The 22,411-nt window shown below is 68.4% G+C and carries 24 protein-coding genes, 3 pseudogenes and 1 riboswitch; of the genes and pseudogenes, 15 read left to right on the forward strand and 12 right to left on the reverse strand.

The annotated features are described in order from the left end of the window. The first annotated feature begins 233 nt into the window (after window positions 1-233). On the forward strand, window positions 234-560 hold the full coding sequence (locus tag Asi03nite_RS33900; RefSeq protein WP_203684601.1) for a hypothetical protein: 327 nt from the start codon (window positions 234-236) through the stop codon (window positions 558-560). A 330-nt stretch (window positions 561-890) separates the two neighbouring features. Here the strand turns inward: Asi03nite_RS33900 and Asi03nite_RS33905 are convergent, their stop codons facing one another. The 4 genes and pseudogenes from Asi03nite_RS33905 to Asi03nite_RS38805 all read right to left on the reverse strand — a co-directional run bounded on the left by Asi03nite_RS33905 (window position 891) and on the right by Asi03nite_RS38805 (window position 5,210). Next, window positions 891-1,337, reverse strand: a complete 447-nt coding sequence (locus tag Asi03nite_RS33905; RefSeq protein ID WP_203684602.1) for a DUF4259 domain-containing protein — start codon at window positions 1,335-1,337, stop codon at window positions 891-893. A 1,294-nt stretch (window positions 1,338-2,631) separates the two neighbouring features. Next, a pseudogene (locus tag Asi03nite_RS33910) lies at window positions 2,632-2,889 on the reverse strand (IS630 family transposase); the annotation flags it as partial. 305 nt (window positions 2,890-3,194) lie between these two features. Next, the gene (locus Asi03nite_RS33915) at window positions 3,195-4,937 is read right to left on the reverse strand and encodes a heavy metal translocating P-type ATPase (RefSeq protein WP_307834052.1); all 1,743 of its coding nucleotides are present in this window, start codon (window positions 4,935-4,937) and stop codon (window positions 3,195-3,197) included. 66 nt (window positions 4,938-5,003) lie between these two features. Further along, window positions 5,004-5,210, reverse strand: coding sequence for a hypothetical protein (locus tag Asi03nite_RS38805; protein WP_307834053.1), 207 nt, complete (start codon window positions 5,208-5,210; stop codon window positions 5,004-5,006). Between the two features lie 83 nt (window positions 5,211-5,293). Here Asi03nite_RS38805 and Asi03nite_RS33920 point away from each other — a divergent pair, with 83 nt between their 5' ends. The 5 genes and pseudogenes from Asi03nite_RS33920 (at window position 5,294) to Asi03nite_RS33935 (ending at window position 9,521) form a co-directional block, all read left to right on the forward strand. Continuing rightward, window positions 5,294-5,659 carry an ArsR/SmtB family transcription factor gene (locus tag Asi03nite_RS33920; protein ID WP_239103119.1) on the forward strand — a complete coding sequence of 122 codons (366 nt, stop codon included), beginning with the start codon at window positions 5,294-5,296 and terminating at the stop codon, window positions 5,657-5,659. 91 nt (window positions 5,660-5,750) lie between these two features. Beyond that, window positions 5,751-5,909, forward strand: a pseudogene (locus Asi03nite_RS39040) (hypothetical protein); the annotation flags it as partial. A gap of 172 nt (window positions 5,910-6,081) precedes the next feature. Then, window positions 6,082-6,288: a heavy-metal-associated domain-containing protein gene (locus Asi03nite_RS33925; RefSeq protein ID WP_203684619.1), complete on the forward strand. Its 207-nt coding sequence runs from the start codon at window positions 6,082-6,084 to the stop codon at window positions 6,286-6,288. A gap of 2 nt (window positions 6,289-6,290) precedes the next feature. After that, a complete protein-coding gene (locus tag Asi03nite_RS33930) occupies window positions 6,291-7,256 on the forward strand; it encodes a DUF8832 domain-containing protein (RefSeq protein ID WP_203684604.1) in 966 nt (321 codons plus the stop codon). A gap of 12 nt (window positions 7,257-7,268) precedes the next feature. After that, a complete protein-coding gene (locus tag Asi03nite_RS33935) occupies window positions 7,269-9,521 on the forward strand; it encodes a heavy metal translocating P-type ATPase (RefSeq protein ID WP_203684605.1) in 2,253 nt (750 codons plus the stop codon). A 94-nt stretch (window positions 9,522-9,615) separates the two neighbouring features. Here Asi03nite_RS33935 and Asi03nite_RS33940 read toward each other — a convergent pair whose 3' ends face one another. Next, complete coding sequence (locus Asi03nite_RS33940) at window positions 9,616-10,200, reverse strand: C40 family peptidase (RefSeq protein ID WP_203684606.1); 585 nt, start codon at window positions 10,198-10,200, stop codon at window positions 9,616-9,618. A gap of 6 nt (window positions 10,201-10,206) precedes the next feature. Then, window positions 10,207-10,332, reverse strand: a riboswitch (cyclic di-AMP (ydaO/yuaA leader). Between the two features lie 738 nt (window positions 10,333-11,070). On the opposite strand from Asi03nite_RS33940, the gene Asi03nite_RS33945 reads away from it, so the two are divergent. Then, a complete protein-coding gene (locus Asi03nite_RS33945; protein WP_203684607.1) occupies window positions 11,071-12,000 on the forward strand; it encodes a flagellar M-ring protein FliF C-terminal domain-containing protein in 930 nt (309 codons plus the stop codon). 15 nt (window positions 12,001-12,015) lie between these two features. Here the strand turns inward: Asi03nite_RS33945 and Asi03nite_RS33950 are convergent, their stop codons facing one another. From Asi03nite_RS33950 to Asi03nite_RS33960, 3 genes are all read right to left on the reverse strand, one after another. Then, window positions 12,016-12,315 carry a metal-sensitive transcriptional regulator gene (locus Asi03nite_RS33950; RefSeq protein ID WP_203684608.1) on the reverse strand — a complete coding sequence of 100 codons (300 nt, stop codon included), beginning with the start codon at window positions 12,313-12,315 and terminating at the stop codon, window positions 12,016-12,018. Between the two features lie 438 nt (window positions 12,316-12,753). Beyond that, a complete protein-coding gene (locus tag Asi03nite_RS38255; protein WP_203684609.1) occupies window positions 12,754-13,029 on the reverse strand; it encodes a heavy-metal-associated domain-containing protein in 276 nt (91 codons plus the stop codon). 48 nt (window positions 13,030-13,077) lie between these two features. Continuing rightward, window positions 13,078-13,362 carry a metal-sensitive transcriptional regulator gene (locus tag Asi03nite_RS33960; RefSeq protein ID WP_203684610.1) on the reverse strand — a complete coding sequence of 95 codons (285 nt, stop codon included), beginning with the start codon at window positions 13,360-13,362 and terminating at the stop codon, window positions 13,078-13,080. A gap of 177 nt (window positions 13,363-13,539) precedes the next feature. Here Asi03nite_RS33960 and Asi03nite_RS38680 point away from each other — a divergent pair, with 177 nt between their 5' ends. From Asi03nite_RS38680 to Asi03nite_RS39120, 5 genes are all read left to right on the forward strand, one after another. After that, entirely contained in the window at window positions 13,540-14,076 is a 537-nt protein-coding gene (locus Asi03nite_RS38680; protein ID WP_275409515.1) for an MFS transporter, read from the forward strand. Next, complete coding sequence (locus tag Asi03nite_RS33965; protein ID WP_275409516.1) at window positions 14,034-14,966, forward strand: MFS transporter; 933 nt, start codon at window positions 14,034-14,036, stop codon at window positions 14,964-14,966. The genes Asi03nite_RS38680 and Asi03nite_RS33965 overlap by 43 nt, the downstream gene beginning before the upstream one ends. 457 nt (window positions 14,967-15,423) lie before the next feature. Further along, window positions 15,424-16,161 (forward strand): hypothetical protein, encoded by a 738-nt coding sequence (locus tag Asi03nite_RS33970; protein ID WP_203684611.1) that lies wholly within the window; start codon window positions 15,424-15,426, stop codon window positions 16,159-16,161. A gap of 462 nt (window positions 16,162-16,623) precedes the next feature. Continuing rightward, window positions 16,624-17,553 carry a leucine-rich repeat domain-containing protein gene (locus Asi03nite_RS33975; RefSeq protein WP_203684612.1) on the forward strand — a complete coding sequence of 310 codons (930 nt, stop codon included), beginning with the start codon at window positions 16,624-16,626 and terminating at the stop codon, window positions 17,551-17,553. Between the two features lie 15 nt (window positions 17,554-17,568). Beyond that, on the forward strand, window positions 17,569-17,886 hold the full coding sequence (locus tag Asi03nite_RS39120; protein WP_444978654.1) for a DUF7677 family protein: 318 nt from the start codon (window positions 17,569-17,571) through the stop codon (window positions 17,884-17,886). A 177-nt stretch (window positions 17,887-18,063) separates the two neighbouring features. Here the strand turns inward: Asi03nite_RS39120 and Asi03nite_RS33980 are convergent, their stop codons facing one another. After that, entirely contained in the window at window positions 18,064-19,038 is a 975-nt protein-coding gene (locus tag Asi03nite_RS33980) for an LLM class flavin-dependent oxidoreductase (protein ID WP_203684613.1), read from the reverse strand. Window positions 19,039-19,094: 56 nt separating this feature from the next. On the opposite strand from Asi03nite_RS33980, the gene Asi03nite_RS33985 reads away from it, so the two are divergent. Next, window positions 19,095-19,832, forward strand: coding sequence for an MmyB family transcriptional regulator (locus Asi03nite_RS33985; RefSeq protein WP_203684614.1), 738 nt, complete (start codon window positions 19,095-19,097; stop codon window positions 19,830-19,832). A gap of 141 nt (window positions 19,833-19,973) precedes the next feature. Here the strand turns inward: Asi03nite_RS33985 and Asi03nite_RS33990 are convergent, their stop codons facing one another. Beyond that, window positions 19,974-20,261, reverse strand: a complete 288-nt coding sequence (locus Asi03nite_RS33990; RefSeq protein WP_239103120.1) for an Imm21 family immunity protein — start codon at window positions 20,259-20,261, stop codon at window positions 19,974-19,976. Between Asi03nite_RS33990 and Asi03nite_RS33995 the strand changes: the two genes are divergently transcribed. Together Asi03nite_RS33995 and Asi03nite_RS34000 are read left to right on the forward strand one after the other, a co-directional pair. Then, window positions 20,251-20,427, forward strand: a complete 177-nt coding sequence (locus tag Asi03nite_RS33995) for a hypothetical protein (RefSeq protein WP_203684621.1) — start codon at window positions 20,251-20,253, stop codon at window positions 20,425-20,427. The genes Asi03nite_RS33990 and Asi03nite_RS33995 overlap by 11 nt on opposite strands. 443 nt (window positions 20,428-20,870) lie before the next feature. Further along, the gene (locus tag Asi03nite_RS34000; protein WP_203684616.1) at window positions 20,871-21,353 is read left to right on the forward strand and encodes a peptidase inhibitor family I36 protein; all 483 of its coding nucleotides are present in this window, start codon (window positions 20,871-20,873) and stop codon (window positions 21,351-21,353) included. A 113-nt stretch (window positions 21,354-21,466) separates the two neighbouring features. Here Asi03nite_RS34000 and Asi03nite_RS38810 read toward each other — a convergent pair. Together Asi03nite_RS38810 and Asi03nite_RS34010 are read right to left on the reverse strand one after the other, a co-directional pair. Continuing rightward, window positions 21,467-22,163, reverse strand: a pseudogene (locus tag Asi03nite_RS38810) (transposase). An 83-nt stretch (window positions 22,164-22,246) separates the two neighbouring features. Beyond that, the coding region (locus Asi03nite_RS34010; RefSeq protein WP_203684620.1) for a nucleotidyltransferase family protein at window positions 22,247-22,411 on the reverse strand (165 nt) is incomplete at its 5' end.

A 22,411-nucleotide genomic window follows, 5' to 3' on the forward strand; every position in this document is an offset into this window, starting at 1 on the left:
GCAGCCGAGCAGCTGGAGCGGAACCGACGAAGCTCAGGCCGCATCAGTGCTCGGGCAAGGTCGCGTCGATGTGACCGCCTCGGCGTGCTTACCGGCGTCGCAACGTCACGTGGCCGTGGTAGCAGGGACTCCGTCTGGATGTCGGGGCGGCACGGACGATGTCGGGCGTGCTGGTCTTGGTGTCGGCCGGGGCCATCGGAGGTCGGTCCCGGCCCAGATGCCATCCTGCTGCGGTGGTGAACGTGTTCATCGAGGCTGACGGAGATGATCCTGCTGTCGTCGTGGTGATGTTGCAGGCCCCGACGTGGGAGTTTCATTTCTTGGCCCAACTGAGCGATCTCGCCCGGCTGAGGTCGATCCGTGACGCGGACTGGGCCACCCGGAGTGCGTTGCAGATCGGTGAGGCCGGTGGAATCCCGGTTCACTGGTGCATCAACACCGATGCCACAGTCTCGGCATTGATTGGCGAGGACGACGAGACGTGGCACATCGCTTTCGTCATGCCCGTCGATGCCATCGACCGGCTCGCGGCCGAAGCAGTGGACCTTCTCCCTACGTGAGCGACGCTGGCACCGCTTCCGCAGCGGACCCGCGGGTCGCCTACGTGGGTGCGGACCCCGGAATGCAGATGATGTCCGGGCCCAGCACTCCGTCGCTCTCGTCTACCCGGGGTTCGGGAGCGGCCGGGCCGCACGGAGGTGGGGAAGGCGAGGCCGGCGTCGGCACGGGGCCGAGGGTGTCACCGCGGGCTTCCGGTCGCAGGCGGACAACGCGAGGACGGCGACGGACATGACGCAGCAGGCGGCGATGCGGTTGATTCCCATCATGTCGTCATCGTCCCGCCACGGGTGAGGCCGTCCGAGAAATCGCCTGCCTCGGAGGGGTCCGGATCACGCCGGCGGGCTGCCGCCAAGGATGAGCACCTGCGACAGCACAGCGACCGTCTCGCGGGCTTCAGCGGCGTCCGTGTCATTCGTCCAGCCCTGATGCCACGGGCCTCCTGGCCCGGCGACGAACGTCAGGGCTTGAAGCGCAGCGCCCGCTAAATCGAGTACGGGCGCGGCCAACCGGACGTCCGGGACAAGATCATGCTCGACCAGCTCTGCAAGTTTCTGATTGAACTGATGTCCGCCCGGCAGGCTCGCCGCTACCACCGCCGCCGCAGCCACGACCTCCTCCGGGAAGAACTCCCGCCAGAGCAACTCCGGCTGTTCCTTCACGAACGTGAACATGCGCTCCAATGCTGTCGCCCGCCGCTCGGCAGGTCGTTCGGCGAGCTCTTCCAGGAATTCCATGGCCCCGTCGCTGGAGAACGGGCCGGTCCCGAACGTTCCCATGCTCGTTGCCTCCTCCAGAGGATCGTCGTCCTGAAACTACAAGATCATGCCGCACGGATCAGGTCTCGCTCGGCCGCCGCCATCGGCTAGACCCTCACCATCACCCGAACCAGCCGGCCCGTGACGCGCCGCTCCGGCGACGGCATCCCGCTCGACCTGGACGCCACGGTGCCTGACCCCATGAGTGAGGCTCACCTCATGAATCAGCCACAGCCGTGACCGGCGCGCCCGACTGGGCCGTCATGTCGAGGTAGAGCCCAGCGCCCAGCACGACGGCGTTTCCGGTGGCGCTACCGGCCGCTACCGGAAACGCCGGGCAAGATCGACAGAACAGGCGCTGACCTGCACTGTCAGACTCACTCGTCAGATGACGATCTACGGCAATCGCTGACATTCGGATGGCATTCAACAGCTTCTCCCGCTTCGGTACCTCTTGACGGTGCTCATCTGAAGAACGCCACGCTGGCGCAGCCGACGATCAGCAGGAGTACCACAGCACCCAGCATGAGCCGGCGCCGCCGCCTCATGCTGGCACTGAGAGGCAGTCTCGTCGGGTCGACTTCGATGCCGGCGCGGCGGCATTTGCGACGCCATCGCAAATTGCCCATGCGCAACACGCAGCCATCCGGGCCTTCTAGGGACTCGTACCTGGCTGACCTGCGAGCTTGGCCGATCCCGGCTTTCCAATTCAGCGTGTTGTCGCAAAGTTCCCTTGATGTCACAGAACCGTGGGTGCTGACACGCACGTCCACCTACAGCTACCAACTGTAGTGATATTGCTACACTCTGCTATTTTTTCGACCTGCCAGGCTTCGTCACGACAGATAGGTTTGCTATGCCGGCACTGCCCCGATCTCGATCCATGCTCACCTTGATGGGCTACGCTTTGACTCCACTGCTGCTGGCCGCGCCCGCGGCACCGGCGGCAGCGCGCCCACATGCTGCCCCTCCACACCCTGCTGCCACCGCCGTCACGGCCGGCGCGGCCGCGCCGGCGTGCGTCAACTACGGGCGCGACAACTATCCCGTCGACTACTACTGGAAGAACGCGCTCGGCATGCGGCTGGGCAGCGGATCGGTCGCAGTCACCACCTCCGCACCCCTGTGGGGCGGAAAGATCGCACCGGGAAGCACCTTCACCCGGCGGCCGCGGGCTCTGGCTGGCCCGGCAACTCGCCGACGTGGTCCTTGTCGACTCGGTACCCGGCCGCACCTCGGTACGGCTGCACTTCCCGCACGCCGTCATGCACCGCACTTAGTGCGTTGACCGCGAACGTCCGCCGGGTCTGATCCGTCAGGCGGCTTTTGGTCGGGGTCGGCCCCAGCGTTGCTGGCGTTCGCTGCGGACGCGGGCTCGTTCTCGGCGTTGTGCGGCCAGGACGTCGGGGTGGCGGGCGTTGGCGTTGCGCCAGCGCAGGTATGTCTGCAGCCTACGGGCCAGGACGGTGTGGTTCGGGTGGTTCGAGTTCGCCATGGTGAACGTGCGTAGCGGCCCGAATTTCGCCACGATCGGGTTCGCCCAGGACGCGTTGGTCAGAGTCAGACACAGTGCCGCGCAGCGAACCATAGCGGCACCTAGCCTCCTAGGATGCCTATGGGATGAGGCTCTCCGCACGATTCCGAACGTGCTGCCACTGCTGACCGGACGGTCCGCCCGCCAGCGTCTGGAGGTCTACGCCCGCGTCGAAGGCCACCACAACCGGACCTGCGCCGTCCCGGCCAGTGAATCGCGCAACCGGGTCAGTTGGGCGTCGTGGTCGATACCGGGGACCTTGGCGGTGCCGCAGCAGCTGCGGCACACGGTGACGGTGCAGCCTGGCGCCGGGTCGCGCACGGTGGCAGGGCGGGGGCGGCGGCTCACGACGTGGCGCCGGCGGTGGCGCGGCGCCAGGCCCGGCTCGACAGCAGGCGCAGGCCGTTGAGGCCGACGATGACGGTGGAGCCCTCGTGCCCGGCGACGCCGAGCGGCAGCGGCAGGTGCCCGAACAGGTCCCAGCAGACGAGCACGGTGATGAACGTGCCCGCGATGACCAGGTTCGCCACGACCAAGCGGCGGGCCCGGCGCGACAGGGCGATGACCGCGGGCAGGGCGGCCAGGTCGTCGCGGACCAGAACGGCGTCGGCGCTGGACAGGGCCAGGTCGGAGCCGCGGCCGCCCATCGCGACCCCGAGGTCGGCGGTGGCCAGGGCCGGGGCGTCGTTGACGCCGTCACCGACCAGCAGCACGCGGCGGTCGCCGGCTTGCAGGGTGCGCACGTGCGCGACCTTGTCGGCGGGCAGCAGGCCGGCGTGCACGTCGGTGATGCCGGCCTCGGCGGCGAGGCGGGCCGCAGCACCATGGTTGTCGCCGGTGAGCAGCACCGGCCGGGTGCCGGTCAGCTCGGTGAGCGCGGCCACGGCGGCGGTCGCGGCGTGACGGATCCGGTCGGCCAGCGCCAGGACACCGGCCGGGATGCCGTCGACGAGCACCACCACGGCGGTGCGCCCGGCGGCCTGCGCGCTCGCCGTGATGGTGCGCACCTGGGCCACCGCGTCGGTGTCGCCGGTGACGGTGTCGAGCAGGACCGGGCTGCCGACCTGTACCAGGCGCCCGTCCACGGTGGCGCGCACGCCGCGGCCGGGGGCGGAGTCGAAGTCGTCGGCGGCGCTCAGGTGCAGGCCGCGGTCGCGGGCGGCGGTCACCACCGCGGCGGCGAGGGGATGCTCGCTGGGGTGTTCGGCCGCGGCCGCCAGGCGCAGCAGCTCCTGCTCGGTGAACGCACCGGCCGGGTGGATCTCGGCGACCCGGGGGGTGCCTCCGGTCAGGGTGCCGGTCTTGTCGAACGCTACCGTCGCCGTGTCGGCGAGTTGTTCCATCACCACCGCGGACTTGACCAGCACGCCGTGCCGGCCGGCCAGGGCGATCGCGGACAGCAGCGGCGGCATCGTGGCCAGCACCACCGCGCACGGCGACGCCACGATCATGAAGGTCATCGCCCGCAGCAGCGCGGCCCGCAGGTCCGCGCCGAACAGCAGCGGCACGACGAACAGCGCCAGGGTGGCGACCACGACGCCGACCGAGTAGCGCTGCTCGATCTTCTCGATGAACAGTTGGGTCTTGGCCTTGCTCGCCGAGGCTTCCTCGACGAGGGCGACGATCCGGGCGATCACCGACTCGCCGGCAGGCCGGTCGACCCGGGCCAGAAGGGTGCCGGTGCCGTTGAGGGTGCCGGCGAACACCTCGTCTCCGCTGGTTTTGGCGACCGGCAGCGGCTCGCCGGTGATGGTGGCCTGATCGACCTCGCTGGCCCCGTCGATGACCATCGCGTCGGCGCCGACCCGCTCACCGGGACGGATCCGGATCACGTCACCGACCTGCAGTTCGCCGCTGGGCACGCTGCCCTCGCTGCCGTCCGCGTCGACCCGGGTGGCCTGCTCGGGAGCCAGGTCCAGCAGTGCCCGGACGCTGTCGGCGGTGCGAGCGGTCGCGAACGCCTCCAGGGCGCCGGAGGTGGCGAAAATGACGATCAACAGCGCGCCGTCGAAGACCTGCCCGGTCGAGGCCGCGCCGATCGCCGCGACGATCATCAGCAGGTCCACGTCCAGCGTGCGTTCCCGCAACGCCCGCAGCCCGGCCAGGGCCGGTTCCCAGCCGCCCGCGGCGTAGCAGGCCAGATACAGCGCCCATCACACGCTCGCCGGTGCACCGGCCAGCTGCGCGATGCCACCGGCGGCGAACAGCAGCGTCGACAGGGTCGCCCAGCGGATCTCCGACAGCGCCCACAGCCGGGCAGCAAGGCGCTGCGGCGCAGCCGGCACGGCGGGAGCCGTCGCTGGCGTGACGGTAGAAGGCGTCGTCAGTGTCACGCCGAGGAACAATACCTGCGCAGTCATGCATATAGCCAAACAGCTAGGCAGATGAGCAGCGTGGTTTCGGTTACGCTGGGCCCGTGCATGACTCACTGCCGGATTTCCGCATGCCCAACGACGAGCAGGTCCACCTCGCCGCCGAGGGATTCCGGCTGCTCGCCGACCCCACCCGCATCAAGATCCTGTGGGCGCTGCTGCAAGGCGAATCGTCAGTGGCCTGCCTCGCCGGGCTCGTCGGGGCCGCCCCCACCGCCGTCAGCCAGCATCTGGCCAAGCTGCGTCTCGCCGGCCTGGTGAAAGGACGGCGTGAAGGCACTTACGTGCACTACTCGGCCGCCGATACCCACGTGCGGGCACTGCTGGCCGAGGCGTTGTTCCACGCCGACCACGCCGATCGGGACCTGCCCGACCACCCCGGCGGCGAGACCGACGGGCACACCCACCTGCCCATCGCGGCAGTCGATGTAGGTTGACCTCTCCTGCTGAACGGGGCACCGCTCTCCGCGTCGTGCAGCGAGTCGTCGCTTGGCGGACCCACCTCACCACCCATCGAGACGCCGGTGGGTGCGGCCTGTCCCCGGCGACGGCCACACCGGCTGCAAGGGCGAACTGGCCGGCAAACAGGTACAGATCAAAATCGTGAACGATGCCGACGGCACAGTCCTAGTGGAAGAGTCACGTACCACCTTCGCCAACGACTTCGTCGGGCTCTGGCTACCGCAACATCACCGGCACCCTACAGCTCACCTCCGACGGCAAGACCGCCGAGTGGAAGATCGCCACCGGCGACGACGCCCGACCTGCCCCCAACCCTTGATACCCCCAGGGGGTAAGGGTATGTTTGTTGATGGGCGGCGACGTTGCGCCGCTGACGTCCGACGGCAAGGAGATCGTGATGGCTACCCAGACCTACACCGTGACCGGCATGACCTGCTCGCACTGCGTCAGCTCCGTCAGCGCCGAAGTCGGCGCGATCCCCGGTGTCACCGACGTCCAGGTCGACCTTGCCTCCGGCACGGTCACCGTCAACAGTGATCAGCCCGTGGACGAGACCGCGGTGGCCGCGGCCGTCGACGAGGCCGGATACGAACTCGCGAGGTAGTCATGAACACCGCCATCAAGCTGGGCGGCTTCGGGGTCGGGCTGGCGGCCGTGTTCACGGCCGCCCTCGGTCTCGGAAGCCTCTCCCCGGCATCCGCACCCGCCACCCCGGCCGCGCACGGCGGCCACACCGGCACACCAGCCGAGCAGAGCGCCCCGTCAGCGGTGCTGCCGGCCGGGCTGCAGATCAGCAAGGACGGCTACCGACTCACCCCGCTCAGCGGGAACCTGTCGACCGGTGTGCCGCAGCCGTTCCGGTTCCAGATCACCGGCCCGGATTCCCGGCCGGTCACCGCCTACACGACCAGCCACGACAAGGACCTGCATCTGATCGTGGTCCGCCGTGACCTGTCCGGCTTCCAGCACGTGCATCCCGAGCTCGGCAGCGACGGCACCTGGTCGATCCCTCTCGCGGTGCCAGCCGCCGGGCAGTACCGGGTCTTCGCCGACTTCCAGCCCGCCGACCACGACGGCCTCACCCTCGGCGCCGACGTGCCCGCTCCTGGCGACTACCAGCCCACCCTGCTTCCCGCTACTGCCCGGGCCGCGACGGTCGACGGCTACGCGGTCACCCTCATCGGCGACCTCACGCCCGGCGCCTCGTCGAAATTGACCCTCGCGGTCAGCAAGGACGGTAAGCCGGTCACCGATCTGCAGCCCCACCTCGGCGCGTACGGCCACCTGGTCGCGCTGCGCGACGGCGACCTGGCCTACCTACACGTGCACCCCGACGGCGAACCCGGCGACGGCCGCACCATGGCCGGCCCCGACGTCGCCTTCCACGCTGAGGTTCCGTCTGCCGGCGCCTACCGGCTGTACCTGGACTTTCAGCACGCCGGGAAGGTCCGTACCGCCGAGTTCACCGCAGTCGCCGGACCTGTGACCGGTGTGCCGAGCCCCACGCCACCGGCCGCCTCCGCCGCGCCGAGCTCGTCCGGGCACGGCGCCGACGGCCACACCCACGACTAGGAGGAGAGCGTCATGGCAACTGCCGCCGGGCCGCTGCCCGTGGCCCCGAACCAGATCGAGCTGGCGATCGGCGGCATGACCTGTGCCTCCTGCGCCGCGCGGATCGAGAAGAAACTCAACCGCATGGAGGGCGTGGTCGCCACCGTGAACTACGCCACCGAGAAGGCTAGCGTCGCCTACCCCGACGGTGTGACCGCCGAAGACCTGATCGCCACCGTCGAGAAGACCGGCTACACCGCGACGCTCCCGCCGCCACCGCAACAGCCCGGCGACGACCCGGCCGAACACGCACAGCCGGTCGACGAACGGCGCGCGCTGCGGACCCGGCTGTTCACGTCGATCGCGCTCAGCGTGCCGGTGGTTCTGCTGGCGATGGTGCCGGCCTGGCAGTTCACCTACTGGCAGTGGCTGTCGCTGACCCTGGCCGCGCCGGTCGTCGTCTGGGGCGGATGGCCGTTCCACAAGGCAGCCTGGACCAACCTGCGCCACGGCGCCGCGACCATGGACACCCTCATCTCCATGGGCACGATCGCGGCGTTCGGCTGGTCACTGTGGGCGCTGTTCCTCGGCACCGCCGGCACGCCCGGCATGACGCATCCGTTCAGCCTCGACATCGGCACCACGGACGGTGCCGGCGCCATCTACCTGGAAGCCGCCGCCGGGGTCACCACGTTCATCCTCGCCGGCCGCTACTTCGAGGCCCGCTCCAAGCGCCGTGCCGGCGCCGCCCTGCGGGCCCTGCTGGAGCTCGGTGCCAAGGACGTCGCTGTCCTGCGCGACGGCACCGAACGGCGGATCCCCATCGGTGACCTGGCGGTGGGGGACCGGTTCGTCGTCCGGCCGGGCGAGAAGATCGCCACCGACGGCGTCATCGAGGACGGCACCTCGGCCGTGGACGCGAGCATGCTCACCGGCGAATCCGTGCCGGTCGAAGTCACCCCCGGCGACACAGTGGTCGGCGCGACAGTCAACGCCGGCGGCCGGCTGATCGTGCGTGCCACCCGGATCGGCGCCGACACCCAGCTCGCGCAGATGGCGAAGCTGGTCGAGCAGGCACAGACCGGCAAGGCCGCCGTCCAGCGGCTCGCCGACCGGATCTCCGGGGTGTTCGTACCGATCGTGATCGCCCTCGCCGTCGGCACGCTGGGCTGGTGGGTGGGCACCGGCTCGGGGTGGACGGCCGCGTTCACCGCCGCCGTCGCGGTGCTGATCATCGCCTGTCCCTGCGCGCTCGGGCTCGCGACGCCGACGGCGCTGCTGGTCGGCACCGGACGCGGCGCGCAGCTCGGCATCCTGATCAAGGGCCCCGAGGTCCTCGAGTCGACCCGGACCGTGGACACCGTCGTGCTGGACAAGACCGGCACCGTCACCACCGGCCGGATGAGCCTGGTCGGCGTGGTCCCCGCCGACGGCGTCGACCGCGAGCAGTTGCTGCGCCTGGCCGGGGCGGTCGAGGCAGCCTCCGAACACCCGATCGCCCAGGCGATCGCCGCCGCAGCAGCCGACGAAGCGCCGCTGCCGCAGGTGACCGGATTCGCCAGCACCGAAGGACTCGGCGTCATCGGCACCGTCGACGGCCACACCGTGCACGTCGGCCGCCCGGCGCTGCTGCGCCAGGCCGGGCTGACGGTTCCTGCCGACGTCGAGCAGGCCGCCTCCGCCGCTCACGAGGCTGGGCAGACCGCCGTGGTCGCCGGTTGGGACGGTCAGGCCCGCGGCGTGCTTGCCGTCGCCGACACCGTCAAACCGACCAGCCGCGACGCTGTCGCCCAGTTGCGTGCGCTCGGCCTGTCGCCGGTGCTGCTCACCGGCGACAACGAGACCGTCGCCCGGGCGGTGGCCGCGCAGGTCGGCATCGATGAGGTGATCGCCGAGGTCCTGCCGGCCGACAAGGTCGACGTCGTCAAACGGCTGCAGGATCAGGGCAAGGTCGTGGCGATGGCCGGCGACGGCGTCAACGACGCCGCCGCCCTGGCCCAGGCCGACCTCGGGCTGGCCATGGGCACCGGCACCGACGCCGCGATCGAGGCCTCCGATCTGACCCTGGTTCGCGGCGACCTGATGGCTGCCGCCGACGCGATCCGGCTGTCGCGGCGCACCCTGCGCATCATCAAGAGCAACCTGTTCTGGGCCTTCGCCTACAACGTGGCAGCCCTGCCCCTGGCCGCCGTCGGCCTGCTCAACCCGATGATCGCCGGCGCGGCGATGGCGTTCAGCTCAGTATTCGTCGTCGCCAACAGCCTGCGACTGCGCCGCTTCACGTAAGCCGTACGACAGTGCCGCCTGCACCCACCGGGACGGGTGCAGACGGCGCTGTGTGATGTCCGGACGCGAAGCGTGGTCAGTCGGGAGAATCGACTCAGACCAGGCGTCGGACTACGTAGTTCTTGCTCCAGATCTTCTGCTTGGTGACGGTCTTGCCGGTTCGCGGGGCCGCCCACATCTTGCCGCCGCCGGCGTAGATGCCGGCGTGCGTGCCGCGCGTGCCGGACCGGATGATGATCAGGTCACCGGCGCGGGCCTGGGACTTGGCGACGGCCTTGCCGTAGCGCTGCTGCAGGTTCGCTTTGTGCGGCAGCTTCTTGCCCGCGGCCTTCTTGTAGACGTACATGGTGTAGCCCGAGCAGTCGAATCGCTTGGGCCCGGCGGCGCCGAACTTGTACCTCTTGCCTCTGTGCTTCGCCGCTTCGGTCATGATCCGGTTCGCGGCTGCCTTGGACTGGGCGGCCTTGGACACCGCCGCTCTGGCGGTGATGCCGGTCTGGCTGAATGCCACGCTGGTCTGCGAGAACGCTTGTGTGGTGGCGATCGCTGAGGACGGGGTCGCGGCGGAGGCCGACTGCGGGGTGCCGAGCCCGCCGGTCAGAAGACCGAGACCTACGGACAGGGCGATAGTGCCGACTCCCAGGGTACGGGCGGGCCGGCTCGAAGTGCTTACGCGCACGGTGAAGGAATCCCTCCGGCACGCCTGCGAGGTTAGCTGTCGGATTCGGGCGCGAAGGTTGCCCGGCCGCACGCTGGCGGCTTCACCCCCAGGTCCTCCGGCCGGGCCGCCGCAGTACGGCGTGCCGGTCGAGGACCGATAGTGGTTCCCCCGTCCCTGCCCCTGATTGCCTCATGACTCGTCATGCGGTTCGTGCCGCCGGACCGGGGCAGGGCTCGGCGTGGTCCAGGTCGGCACGACCGGCGAGCCTGTGCCCGCCGCCCCTCCTTGATAGCCCACCATGGGCCGGACCCTGTTCTCCGCAATGCTTACGTACGGTGATGGCCACAGCGATGCCTGTCCGTTTTGGAAGACCGATGCGAGGTTTGTCAACACGGAATGCTCATGAATGATTCACCCAGGGTGTTCTTAATCTGTGAAAGGGAACACTTCAATTCTGTGCGGTCGCTGTGAGTAAGTCCGGCAGGATTCCCCGGCCTGGCGCGCCCAAGGCGACTGCCGGCCCGTTGATCGTGGCCGACCGTCCGGTCCTGATCGTCCGAACCGATGACCACCCTCCAGCCGCGGGTCATCGAGTGGGCAGGTGGGTGTTGTCGGTTGCGCCAACGACCGCGCCCGAAGGCGGTCGTTGCCGTGATGCAACCGAGTCGCAACCACCGGACTTTTCAACCGGCCGGGCCGTCGAGCGATGAGGCAGGTCCGATCGACGGCATCGCCTGGTGATGCCGTCGCGCCTTCGAGGGTGGTCATCCATCGGCGTCGGAGAAGCCGGTGAAGAGGCAGGCTGTGAGCAATCGTTTCGTCCCGTCTGCCCTGGGCGCGGGCATGTCGCCCCGGGTCGGGCGTACCAGGTGGCTGATCGCCGCGCTCGTGACACTGACCGTGGCCGGTGCCGCGAGTGTCGGGGCCGCACCCGCGAACGCGGCAGCCCCGCGGACGCTCCTGCCGGCGATCGCGGGTGCCTACACCGTGTCGACGGCCGCTGGAAGCGGCGGCTTCACTCGGGCGGCGCTCGGCACCGACGCCGCCACCGTGGCCTTCCAGAACCGCTTGAATGCCGCCGTGCAGCACATGCTGGACACCGTGCTCGGCCCCGGCCGCTCGACGGTCATCACCAACGCCGAACTCGACCTCGACCAGGTCGCGACCTCCAGCACCACGTACCAGCAGGATCCGTCCGTCGGTGCCCTGTCCGAGCGGATCAGCGAGCGCTCCTACGTCGGCGACAACGGCGGCACCCGGTACGAGAGCAGCAGCGCGTCGCGCGTCAACGCACTCGACGAACTGCACGAGACCCGCCGCGAAGCCCCTGGCCGCATCATCAGGCTGAGCGTCGCCGTCGTTGTCGACGAAGCCGCCGCGACGAAACTCGACCTGGCTCAGGTCCGTGAACTGGTCGCCGTAGCCGCCGGTATGGACGCCGGCCGCGGCGACCAGGTCACGGTCGCCGCTATGCCGATGCACACCGCTACGGCCACTCGCGCGGACGACGCTGTGGCGCAGTCCAGCACCGCATCACCCCCCTTTGTGCTGGGAACGGCGCTCATCGCCGCGTTCCTGATCCTGACGGCCTGTGCCGGGCTTCTGGCCGTCCGGAAGCAACGGCGCCGGACCGCGGCAGCCGGCCGGCGTGAGCTGCTACGTGCCCAACTGCATATCCAACGCGATCCGGTCCCGGCTACGGCCTCGCCGATCGTTACCGCACCCCACGAGGGTAGGCGGCAGCAGTACGCGATCGGGCCAGTCGACCCGGATCAGGCCGCGCAGCAGCTCCGAGAATGGATCGGACCCGGCCGCTAAGAACGGTCGCCCGGCTCAGGACTTCACGAGCCGGGCGATCGCCGCGCTCGCCTCCTTGATCTTCGCGTCCACGTCACCTTCGGCGGCGGCGTGGACCACGCAATGGCGCAGATGGTCCTCGAGCAGGCCGACGGCGACGGCGTGCAGGGCGCTCTTGGCGGCGGAGATCTGGGTCAGGATGTCGATGCAGTAGGTGTCCTCGTCGACCATCCGCTGCAGTCCGCGGATCTGCCCCTCGACCCGCTTCAGCCGGGCCATCAGCGCTTGTTTCTCCGCCGAATAACCGTACGGCCCGGCCGGTTTCGCCTCACTCATGCCGTGCAAGATACCCGGCACCGGTATCAGCTGACCTCGGTAGCGGGCACGTCTGAGCGGTGCTGACCCGGCTGGAGTGACCAGACGGACGCCGAGCCCGCCGGGTCGTAACCGCCGCCCCGCGACCGCCACGATCGGCGTCAACTGCGCCCGGCAGGCCCCGCGCACAGCCAGCCGGGCCACTATCTGGGCCCGAGACGGATCCGCAGGCCGCGCGAGACGTAATGGCAGAAGGTCTACGACGTCCTGGGCCGATTCGCGTGCTCTCCGCAGGTCGCCGGTTCATCACTGACCTGCGGACACTGCTGTGAAGGGCACGGTGTGGCGTACCGACCTGGCCGCCCTCACCGAACGCCGCAGGTCACCGGAGGTGAGGGCGTCCCTTGGCGGGGGAGCGGACAGCGTGCCCTCCCGCCAAGCCCGCGATGACGTCGCCGGTCAGCGCACCAGCTGATAGCCGGCTGCGGCGACGGCCGCAGCCACGCTGTCATCGTCGAGCGTCTCAGCGCTGGTCACCGTGACCCCGCCGGTGGCGACATCGATGCTGACGTCACGCACCCCGGGAACCTCGATGAGTTGCCTACTGACCCGACCGGCGCAGCCGCCGCAGGTCATCCCGGCGACCTGATACACCGTTCGGGTGCCGTCCACCGAGGTAGATGGCTCGGTGACGGGGGTGGTGGCGCAGGCGCAGGCGGTGTCGCTGCCGCACATCGGCTTCTCCTTGCTGTCGTGGTGACGGGTGCTGAGCGAGGGAGCAAGTCACGCCCGCACGAGCCGGGCGATGGCGTCGGAGGCTTCCTTCAGCTTCGCGTCGGCGTCCGGCCCGCCGTCGCGGGCCGCGTCGACGACGCAATGTGCCAAGTGGTCGTCGAGCAGCCCGAGTGCCACGGTCTGCAACGCCTTGGTCGCTGCGGACACCTGCGTGAGGATGTCGATGCAGTACGTCTCGTCGTCGACCATGCGCTGCAGGCCCCGGATCTGGCCCTCGATCCGGCGCAGCCGCTTCAGGTAGTCGTCTTTGTCCGTGATGTAGCCGTGAGCCATGACCCGGCTCCCTCCAACCGTCGCTACCGTACCCCCCTAGGGTATATTGGTAAAGCGGCACGTTGAGGGGTGCGACGCGGAAGGCAATCGACGAGCAGCCTTGACCCTGGATACCCCAGGGGGGTAAGAATAGCGCCGAACAAGGATACCCTCCGGGGGTACCAAGGAGGTTCGGTCATGCCCCGCAATCCGCACCGGTGGTGGGCTCTCGCGCTCATCGCCCTCGCCCAGTTCATGGTCATCATGGACACCTCGATCATCGGCGTCGCCCTGCCGAAGATGCAGAACGACCTCGGCTTCACCCCGAGCGATCTGTCCTGGGTCTTCAACGCCTACGTCGTCGCCTTCGGCGGCCTGCTGCTGCTCGGCGGCCGCCTGTCCGACCTGTACGGCGCCCGCCGCATCTTCGCCACCGGCTGGGCGATCCTGCTCGCCGGGTCCGCTGCCGCCGGGCTGGCCGGCACCGTCGAATTCGAACTCGCCGCCCGCGCTGTCCAGGGCGCTGGCTCCGCGCTGATCGCCCCGGCCGCGCTGACCCTGCTGATGATGCTGTTCGGCAACCGGCCCGCCGAACTCACCAAGGCCTTGGCCCTGTACGGGGCAGCCGCACCGGCCGGCGGCACCGCCGGAGTATTCCTCGGCGGCGTCATCACCGAATACGTCAGCTGGCCATGGGTGTTTACCTCAACATCCCGATCGCCGTCCTCGCTTTGATCGCCACCCCGGCGCTCATGCCCGCCGGCGGCAACCGGCCCGGCAGCCTCGACCTGGCCGGTGCCCTCACCGTCACCGGTGGCCTGGCCGCCGCCGTCTACGCGATCGTCCGCGCCCCGCAGGCCGGCTGGAACAGTGCCTCCACCTGGCTCACCCTCGCCGGTTCGGTGGTCGTGCTCGCCGCGTTCCTGGCCATTCAGGCCCGCCGCCGGCAGCCGCTGATACGGCTCGGCATCTTCACCAGCCGCAACCTGACGGCGGCCAACCTCGCACAGTTGCTGCTCGGCGCGGCGTGGATCCCGATGTGGTTCTTCCTCAACCTGTACCTGCAGCAGGTCCTCGGCTTCAGCGCGTTCCCCAGCGGCGCTGCGCTGCTGCCGATGACCGTCCTGATCATGGTCGGCATGATCGTCCTCGCCCCGCGGGCCATCGCACGGTTCGGTACCAGGGCCACCCTGGTCGCGGGTCTCGCGGTGCTGGCCGCCGGTCTGGGCTGGCTCGCCCTGATCCGCCCGACCGGCTCCTATCTGACCGACGTACTGCCCGCCTCCCTGGTCGCCGCCCTCGGTATGGCGCTGGCGTTCATCCCGTCGCTGGGCACCGCCCTGTCCAGCGCACGCCCGGAGGAGGGTGGGCTCGCCTCCGGCATCGTCAACACCAGCTACCAGATCGGCTCCGCCCTCGGCCTGGCCGCCATGACCGCGCTGGCCGCAGCCAACGGCGCCGACGCCCTCGGCGATCCGGCCGCCCTCACCAGCGGCTACTCAGCCGCGCTGTTCGGCGCCGCCGGTATCGCCCTCGCCGCGGCCGTCCTCGCCGCGATCACTCTCACCAGCCGCGACGGCACGCCCGCCGCCGCACAACCCGAGAACACGTCGGCCACCCGATGACCACCGGGTGCTGTCCCAGCGCTCCGCCGGAGCCGGCCGGCTCCGGCGGAGCGCTGGGCCCACCCCGACCCACCGGCTTACCCGCGACGAGAAGAGACGATCGAAATGCCCACCCTCCTGACCGACACCAGCGCTCACCCGCCCACACCACCGCGATCTAGCACCGAGACCAGCACCGCGGCGCCGACGGCCAAGCTGCAGGGGTGGCCGACACCGGCGACGGCGTGCCGTACGCCTGGAAACGGCCCGGCGACCGATAGCGCGGCACCCCGTTTGGGGCACCCCCGCGACATCGTGGGGTTGGGGGAGGCCCCAGGATGTTAGTCAACCTCCGGCTCCGGGTTGCCGGCGCGGCGTGCCGAGATGTTCGCGCGCCGCCCTCAAATTCGGAGCAGTTCCGTGAGCGGCGCCGCATACGCGGTCTTGGTACCGTGGCCGGCCCAGGGAAAGGTTGAGCGTGGTCAACGCCGTTGCACAGCGTCCTGCACGCCGGGGGGTGATGATCGGAGTGGCGGCAGCCGCGCTCGGCTTGCTGGCGTTCGCGGCCGACGCCGTCGAGGCCATCACCGTGCAAGCCATCGTGACCGCGTTGGTGAGTAGTGGCCTCGCCTGGGGTTTGGCGGCGTTTCTGGCCGGATGGACGGGCACGGGCCGCCGTGGTGCGATGGTGGGTGCGACCGCGCTGCTGATGGCGGCCACGCTCGTCTACTACATGCTGATTCTCCTGGTCAGCCGCCGGTGGAGCGGCGGCTATCTGGCGGACGGGTCATCGGCGGATTGGTATGGACTGCGTTCGGTGGCGGTCATGACCACGGCCTGGCTACTGGTATCGATGGTCGCGGGACCGGTGCTTGGCCTGCTGGGCCAGATGACCCGCACCACGCGGGTGCCGAACGCGGCCCTGGCCGCAGGTGCCGCATGCGGGTTGCTGTCCGGTCAGGGCTGGCAGCAGGTCGCGACGGCGCCGCCCTGGCGCCTCTGGCTGATGGGAAATCCGGACGGCGACTACGTTCGCGGAATCCTTGTCGTGGAGCTGATGGGTGTCGTCCTTCCGTTCGCCGTGCTCGCGTGGTCGGCTACCCGCCGACGCTTGTGGCATGCCTGGCCCGCCTTGTTCATCGCGATGGCCGGCACCGCGACGCTGAGCGCCTTGTTCTGGTATGTGCTCCCCACCGCCGTCACCTGGCTGCACTGAACGCTGAGTTCCGGGGCGAAAGAGCAGCCGGCGGAGACGGCAGGGGCAGATGTCAGATGAACGGCCCACTCAAGGCCTGGTATTCACAGCAGCTCCTATGTACTGCTTCGAGTACTCCTTTGAGTCCCCGCGTCGACGTTCGTCGCCCGCTTGCACAGCGAAGAGATTCGAACCATTACAGACGATTTGACCGACTATGAACGTACCTGAAAGAAATCGTCGTGAAGCCATTCCGCAGCGCCTTCTCATCGGCACGAGCGCGTACCGGCACCGACACTCCGTGGTCGTCACACCGCGTGACCGACGCTCCTGCTGGCCGGCTCGCACGATCGGTGGCATGACAGTGCACCCCGATTCTGGGACCGCCGGTCTACGTACAACGAAACCCCGGCCGATGTCGTTGCTGCGGGTGGCCTGCATATACTGCGGCCTCCGCTCTGATCAAGCGCGACGGGAGTCTTCATGCCACCCTCACGTGAACTCAAGGCCTTCGCCGGGTTACCGCTGATTCGGTGGAACGATCCCGCCACCTCGCTCGATCCCGCCGGGGTGGCCTGGCGCCTCGACGGCTGGAACGAGCAGCGCACGGATTACGGCGACATGGGCCGGGCTCTGGATACCGTCTTTGAACGCACCGGCCCCGAGGGGCCCGTCGCTCTGGTCGTGGGATTCTGGGGCGATTGCTCCGAAACGGCGTTTGATGTCGAGTGGTTCCTGGGTCAAGCTCATCGTTTCGGCCGGCTGCGCGCGTTGTTCATCGGAGACATGAACCAGAGCGACGACGGCGGAATCGAGACGTTCCACATCACGCTGACGGATTTCACGCCGCTGCTGGAGGCGTACCCCGAGCTTGAGGTTTTCGGTGTTCATGGTTCCGCTGAAGAGCTTCGACTAGGACCCGTACGCCACGAGAAGCTGCACACCCTGATCGTTGAGACCGTCGACCTGCAGCCCGAAACGGTCCGTTCCCTCCTGGCAAGCGACCTGCCGTCATTGACGCATCTCGAACTTCATCTGAGTACCTGGGATGCGGATGAGGGTGTTACGCCGAGCGATCTGGACACCATCCTCGCCGGACGGTCGTTCCCGGCGCTGAGGCGTCTAGGTCTGTGTGCCGCCGACGACTCGTTCGCGTCGGCAGTCGCGTCGGCCCCCGTGGTGGCGCAGCTCACCGACCTGGACCTGTCGGGGGGAACGGTGGGTGACGTGGGTGTCCAGGCGCTGCTCGTCGGGCAACCGCTCAGCCATCTCCGATCGCTGTGCTTGAGGTATCACTACGCGACACCCGAGGCTGTCCGGAGCCTCGTCGACGGCCTGCCCGGGGTGCGTGTGGATGTCGCGGACGGGCAGGAGGAGGAGGGCGGCATACGCTATCCGGAGACGTTGTGCTGACGTTCGTGATGGCCGCTGCGCTCGCGTAGCGGCCCAGGTGAGCGACCGGCCGAAGAGCACGCTGGGTCGGGAAGCCACTGCAGTCGATCAGGGTGCGCGCAGGGCCTTGTCAAGGTCGTCGCCCCAGTACGTCAACTAAACGCCTCCGCGAGGGTTTGCGAGCAGGTGTTTGCCATTGTCACCAATGTGCTGGACGTCGACGAGACAGGTCAGGTTACCAACTACGCCGACGCGGAGTATCGCGCTGCCCAATGGATCCGGAGGGCATGCGATGGCACGCGGTCGAACGGGTCTCCTCCTGGAGGGAAGGCCACCCGCGTCCTAGCAGGGTGACACCGCTCATCGGCACGAGCGCGTACCGGCGCGGACACTGCGCCGTCACACCGCGTGACCGACGCCCCGCTGGCCGCCTCGCACGATCGGCGGCAGACCCGGACGTTACGTCAGCGCGAGATTCAGCTTGTTCCTGGCCATCGGCATTCTCGCCGCCGGCCATCATGATGCTTCTTCTCAGTGATGCCTCCATGCGGGGGCAAGATTGGCGACCCGTTCCAGTTGCCGGTGCTGGGAGCGCAGGTCGAGCGCTCCGAGGCGGATGACAATGTGGCGGGCGCCCGCGTCGATGTAACGGTTGATGGCAACCTGAACTTGATCTGGCGAGCCGGCCACGACGGCCTGGATTTTTTTGAGTTCGTCGAGCGACATGCCGTAGGTAGCGGTGGCGTACCGTTCCATTGCGGTGAGGCCGCCGGCTTCATCCTCGTCGATCAGCACGGTCACGAACAGTGCAGGTGTGATCGCGTCGGCCGTGCGGCCGGTGTCGGCTGCGGCCTTGTGTACCCGGAGCAGGCCGGAGGCGTAGTCGGCCGGGTCGGGCGGGTAGGGCAGCCATCCGTCGTACATGCGGCCGGTGCGGGCCAGTGCAGCAGGCGTGGCGCCGCCGAGCCAGATGGGCGGTCCGCCTTCACGGAACGGGCGTGTCGCGGGTGGAAGGTCGTCGTAGTGGAAGAACTCGCCGTGGAAACTGACGGCACCAACCCATAGCCTGCGCCACAACGCGACGGTCTCGTCCAGCCGGGCGAAGCGCCGCGCCCACGGAACCTCGGACAGGGCGTAGAAAGGCCGCCCGAAGCGGCCGGGAAAGCCGGCACCGACCGCCACAGCCAACCGGCCGCCGGAAAGGAGGTCAATCGATGCCAGTGACTGAGCCGCCTGCAACGGCCGGCGGAGGAACGGAAGTAGCGCCCCTGTGCCCAAAGTGACGGTGTCGGTGCTCGCGGCCAGCGCGGCCAACATCGTCAACGCCTCGATGCGTGGGCTGATCAGGGAGTCGTTGACAAACAGCGAGGAGAAGCCGAGCCTTTCGGCCTCGCGACCGAAGGCAACCAGGTCACGGGGGTCGTCGCCGGGGCCCCACTGGACTTTGCCGGTGGGGAGAAGTACACCTATGTCCACGCCGATGATGCTCACTGTCTGTGGAGCCATCGGCAATTCCCTGGAAGGAATCGCCCGGACGGCACGGGTACGGCTACAAACGGACCATGGACTTCCCTCGGGCGTTGCGTGAACGGCGTATCGAGCGGCGTATCAGCCAGCTCGAGATGGCCTCGCGGGCCGGTACGACCCAGCGGCACCTGAGTTTCATCGAGTCCGGCCGATCAGTTCCGGGCCGCAGCATGGTGTTGCGGCTGGCGGAGACGCTGGACCTGCCGCTACGAGAACGCAATGAGTTGCTGCTGGCCGCAGGGTACGCGCCTGCATACCCGCAGACGTCGCTCGACGACGTGGCTCTGGCGCCGGTGCGCGCCGCGCTCGGCCACATCCTTGACGGGCACCAGCCGTACCCGGCGTTGATCGTCGACCGTACCGGCGCCATGATCTCGGCGAACCGCGCCTTCGGCCTTATCGCCGAGGGGGCCTCGGCCGACTTGGTCGGACCTGGTCGCAACGTGTATCGCTTGGCTCTGCACCCGAACGGGATCGCGCCGCGCATCCGCAACCTCGCCGACTGGGGGCGTCACATCCTCGCCCGGCTCGGGCATGCGCAAGAGCTTCGCGACGAGCTGTCTGAATATGTGCCTGAGCTGGAACCGTGTTCCGGGCAGCTGGGGTTCACAGTACCACTGCACTTAGAATCGGCCTACGGCGAACTGCGTCTGATAACCACCGTAATGACCTTCGCTACAGCGATGGATATCACGCTAACTGAGCTGAAACTTGAAGCGTTTTTACCAGCTGACGCCTCCACGGCAGAAGCACTGCGCGCCGCAAATTCGTAATCTATACGCATTTCTGGACTCACTCTCATCGGCAGGAGCAGGCGTCGGCCGGTGCGGGGAAGCGGTAACGGTGCGTAGCGATCGGATCGCGGCAGATCCGGATGTCTAATCAAGCCTGCGTTCGCCTTCAGCGGGGCACGTCTAGGGGACGGGCTGAAGCTGAACGAGGATCATCCAATTGTCGCCATCGACGCGGTATGTCGCCCGGACTCGGTAGGTGCCCGGGTGCAGTTCCACGACGAGGTGGTTGTCGGCCTCCAACTCCGTTCCCGGCCAGGCCGAATCGAACAACACGACTGGCCCGTCTACCACCCAGCGGACATCTTCATCGGCATCCCACTCGACGCCGTCCCGTACCGCTTGGCGCGCAGCGGCGACCAGGTCGTCTTCCTCATACGCCGCGGCCCAGCGCAAGGCCGTGCTGGTCACTGCCGACCCTGACCTGCTGTTCGCGTACATCGATGGCTGGTACGACACCCAGCGCATCCGGAAAGAGCTCGGCTACCTCAGCCCGGACGAGTACGAGGCCGCCTGGCATCAGCATCAGGCAAGCCAGACTGAGCCCGAGCTGGTCACCCCTGCCACTGCCCGGTAGCAGGAAAAACTGCTCCATCGAACCGGGGGAAACTCAAGCGGCAGTACTTTTCTGTCCGGGGATTGGAAAGGTGAGACCCCGGTCGAGACGCCGGCGGTCCTGCCGCCGCCGAAGAAGGGCGCGACGCGCATCGCCACTCTGGCCGTGATGCTGCTCGATGCGGCCCGGCCCGCCCAGTTGCAGGCGTGGCGGTTGCTCGCCCTGCCCGACCTCGGGCCGACTGATGCGCGCGGTACCACTCCGGCCATCCGAAGTTGGCCGAGCCCGGGGCTCAGGACGGCTCCGGGCTCGGCCGTTTCCGGATCAGCGGGTGAGGCCGTTCCCGGCCGTGGCGCCGTCCTTCGTGGACATGCCCTTGACGACTCGGCTTGCGCCAGAAGTATGATCATCGATCAACGGGGGCGCCACGCTCGCGGGAATCAGGCTGAACAAGGGAGCCGACAGTGAGCCTAATCAGAAAAGCAACGTCATATTTTGCGGCAGCCGTGCTGTCGGCCGCGGGTATTACGTTCGCGGGGGCCGCGCCCGCGCAGGCCGCCAGTTGGACCGATTGCCCGGCAGGTGACTCCGGGTGGGTTTGCTTGTGGGAAGGCCCGAACTACACCGGCGGACGGTGGCAGGCCAGTAAAGCCGTCCTTGAGGGCGGCCAGTCCGGAGGCGTTTACGGGTGCCACAATCTCACCGATGCCCACTACACGAACGGTAAACTCGTGTACGACACGGCGAGCTCTTGGGCAATTCGACCGATCGACTACACCGAGCAGACCCTCGATGGCAACGTCACGTTCTACGAGTGGATCAACTGCAATAATGCAGGCAAGCACCGCACTTATCGGGGTTACGGAGAGTATGCCGTCGGCGACTTGAGCACGCTCAGCCCGAGCTTCAATGACACGGTCGCATCGATCCTCATCAGCTACAACTAGGACCCCGCTCGACCGCGCTGCCGTTACCGGCAATAACGGGTGCTGTGCGCTGCCGGCTTGCGCTTCCCCGCCGACCCGCATGATCATCATTTAGTCTCAGCTTAGCCTGTTCTTTAACCTCTGGCCTTGGGCTTGCGGCGGGGTGGGCCGCCCAGCGAGGTTTCCCGTTTGACGGTCTTGCCCACGTCGTAGCGGGTCGCGCGGCTGTGGTTTTCGATCCCCGCGGTCGTCCGGGGCCGGGGCGTGAAGGTTTCGGTGCTGCCGCTGGTAGAGCCGATACCGGGCGCAGGTTCCGAAACCCTCGCCGGACTCGGGCTGGGGTGCGCCGCTCGAGGGGTGCCGGTTGTTCCCAAGGGCGACCACCACAGCCACATCGGTTGGGCGTCTCGGTCACCGGGCAGGTGCTCGACCTGCAGCCGGATGAGGGTGCCCTCGACGATCGGGAGCATGCCCTGATGATCGAGCCAGGCGGCGCGGTGGGTCAGCCTCGGGTGCAGCCGGTCCCAGGCGCGGGCTTCGGCTTTTCCGTAGCTGGTCGTCTCGTTGACCGTGGTCACGGCCGGCTCGGGCCAGCAGCCGGCGCAGCCGCCCTACATCGATACGTCCCTGGTTGAGCGCGTCATACAGGGCGCCGTGCCCGCGCCGGTGCTCGGCCGTCAACGTCAGATCGACCAACGATTTGACCGGCCCGTCCGTGCACAACACCGCGTCGGGCAGCTCGAACAACGCATCCGCCCGCGTGTTCAGACACCGGTAGATCTGCTCCCGGAATCCCGCCAGCAGATCGATTGCTTCCACTCGGGCGCCCATGAAGGTCACAACGATTATCAATAGGCGCAGGAAATGATCGCGCACACATCATCGATCGGAGGGCGCTAGCAGTTGACGCTGGATCACGGCCAGGGCAGCACGGTGAGCTCAGGCCACTGCTGAAGCCAGCGTTCCGCTTTGGCCTCGTAAACCTGGCGCGGAGCGAGAACGGGATTCGGCCGTAGGACCATACCGAAGACGTCGGATAGGCCGTGTGGCGCATAGATGCGCCAGCGTCCGTCCGCTTC

The organism is Actinoplanes siamensis (genome assembly GCF_016862395.1).
In the GTDB taxonomy this organism is placed as follows: Bacteria; Actinomycetota; Actinomycetes; order Mycobacteriales; family Micromonosporaceae; genus Actinoplanes; species Actinoplanes siamensis.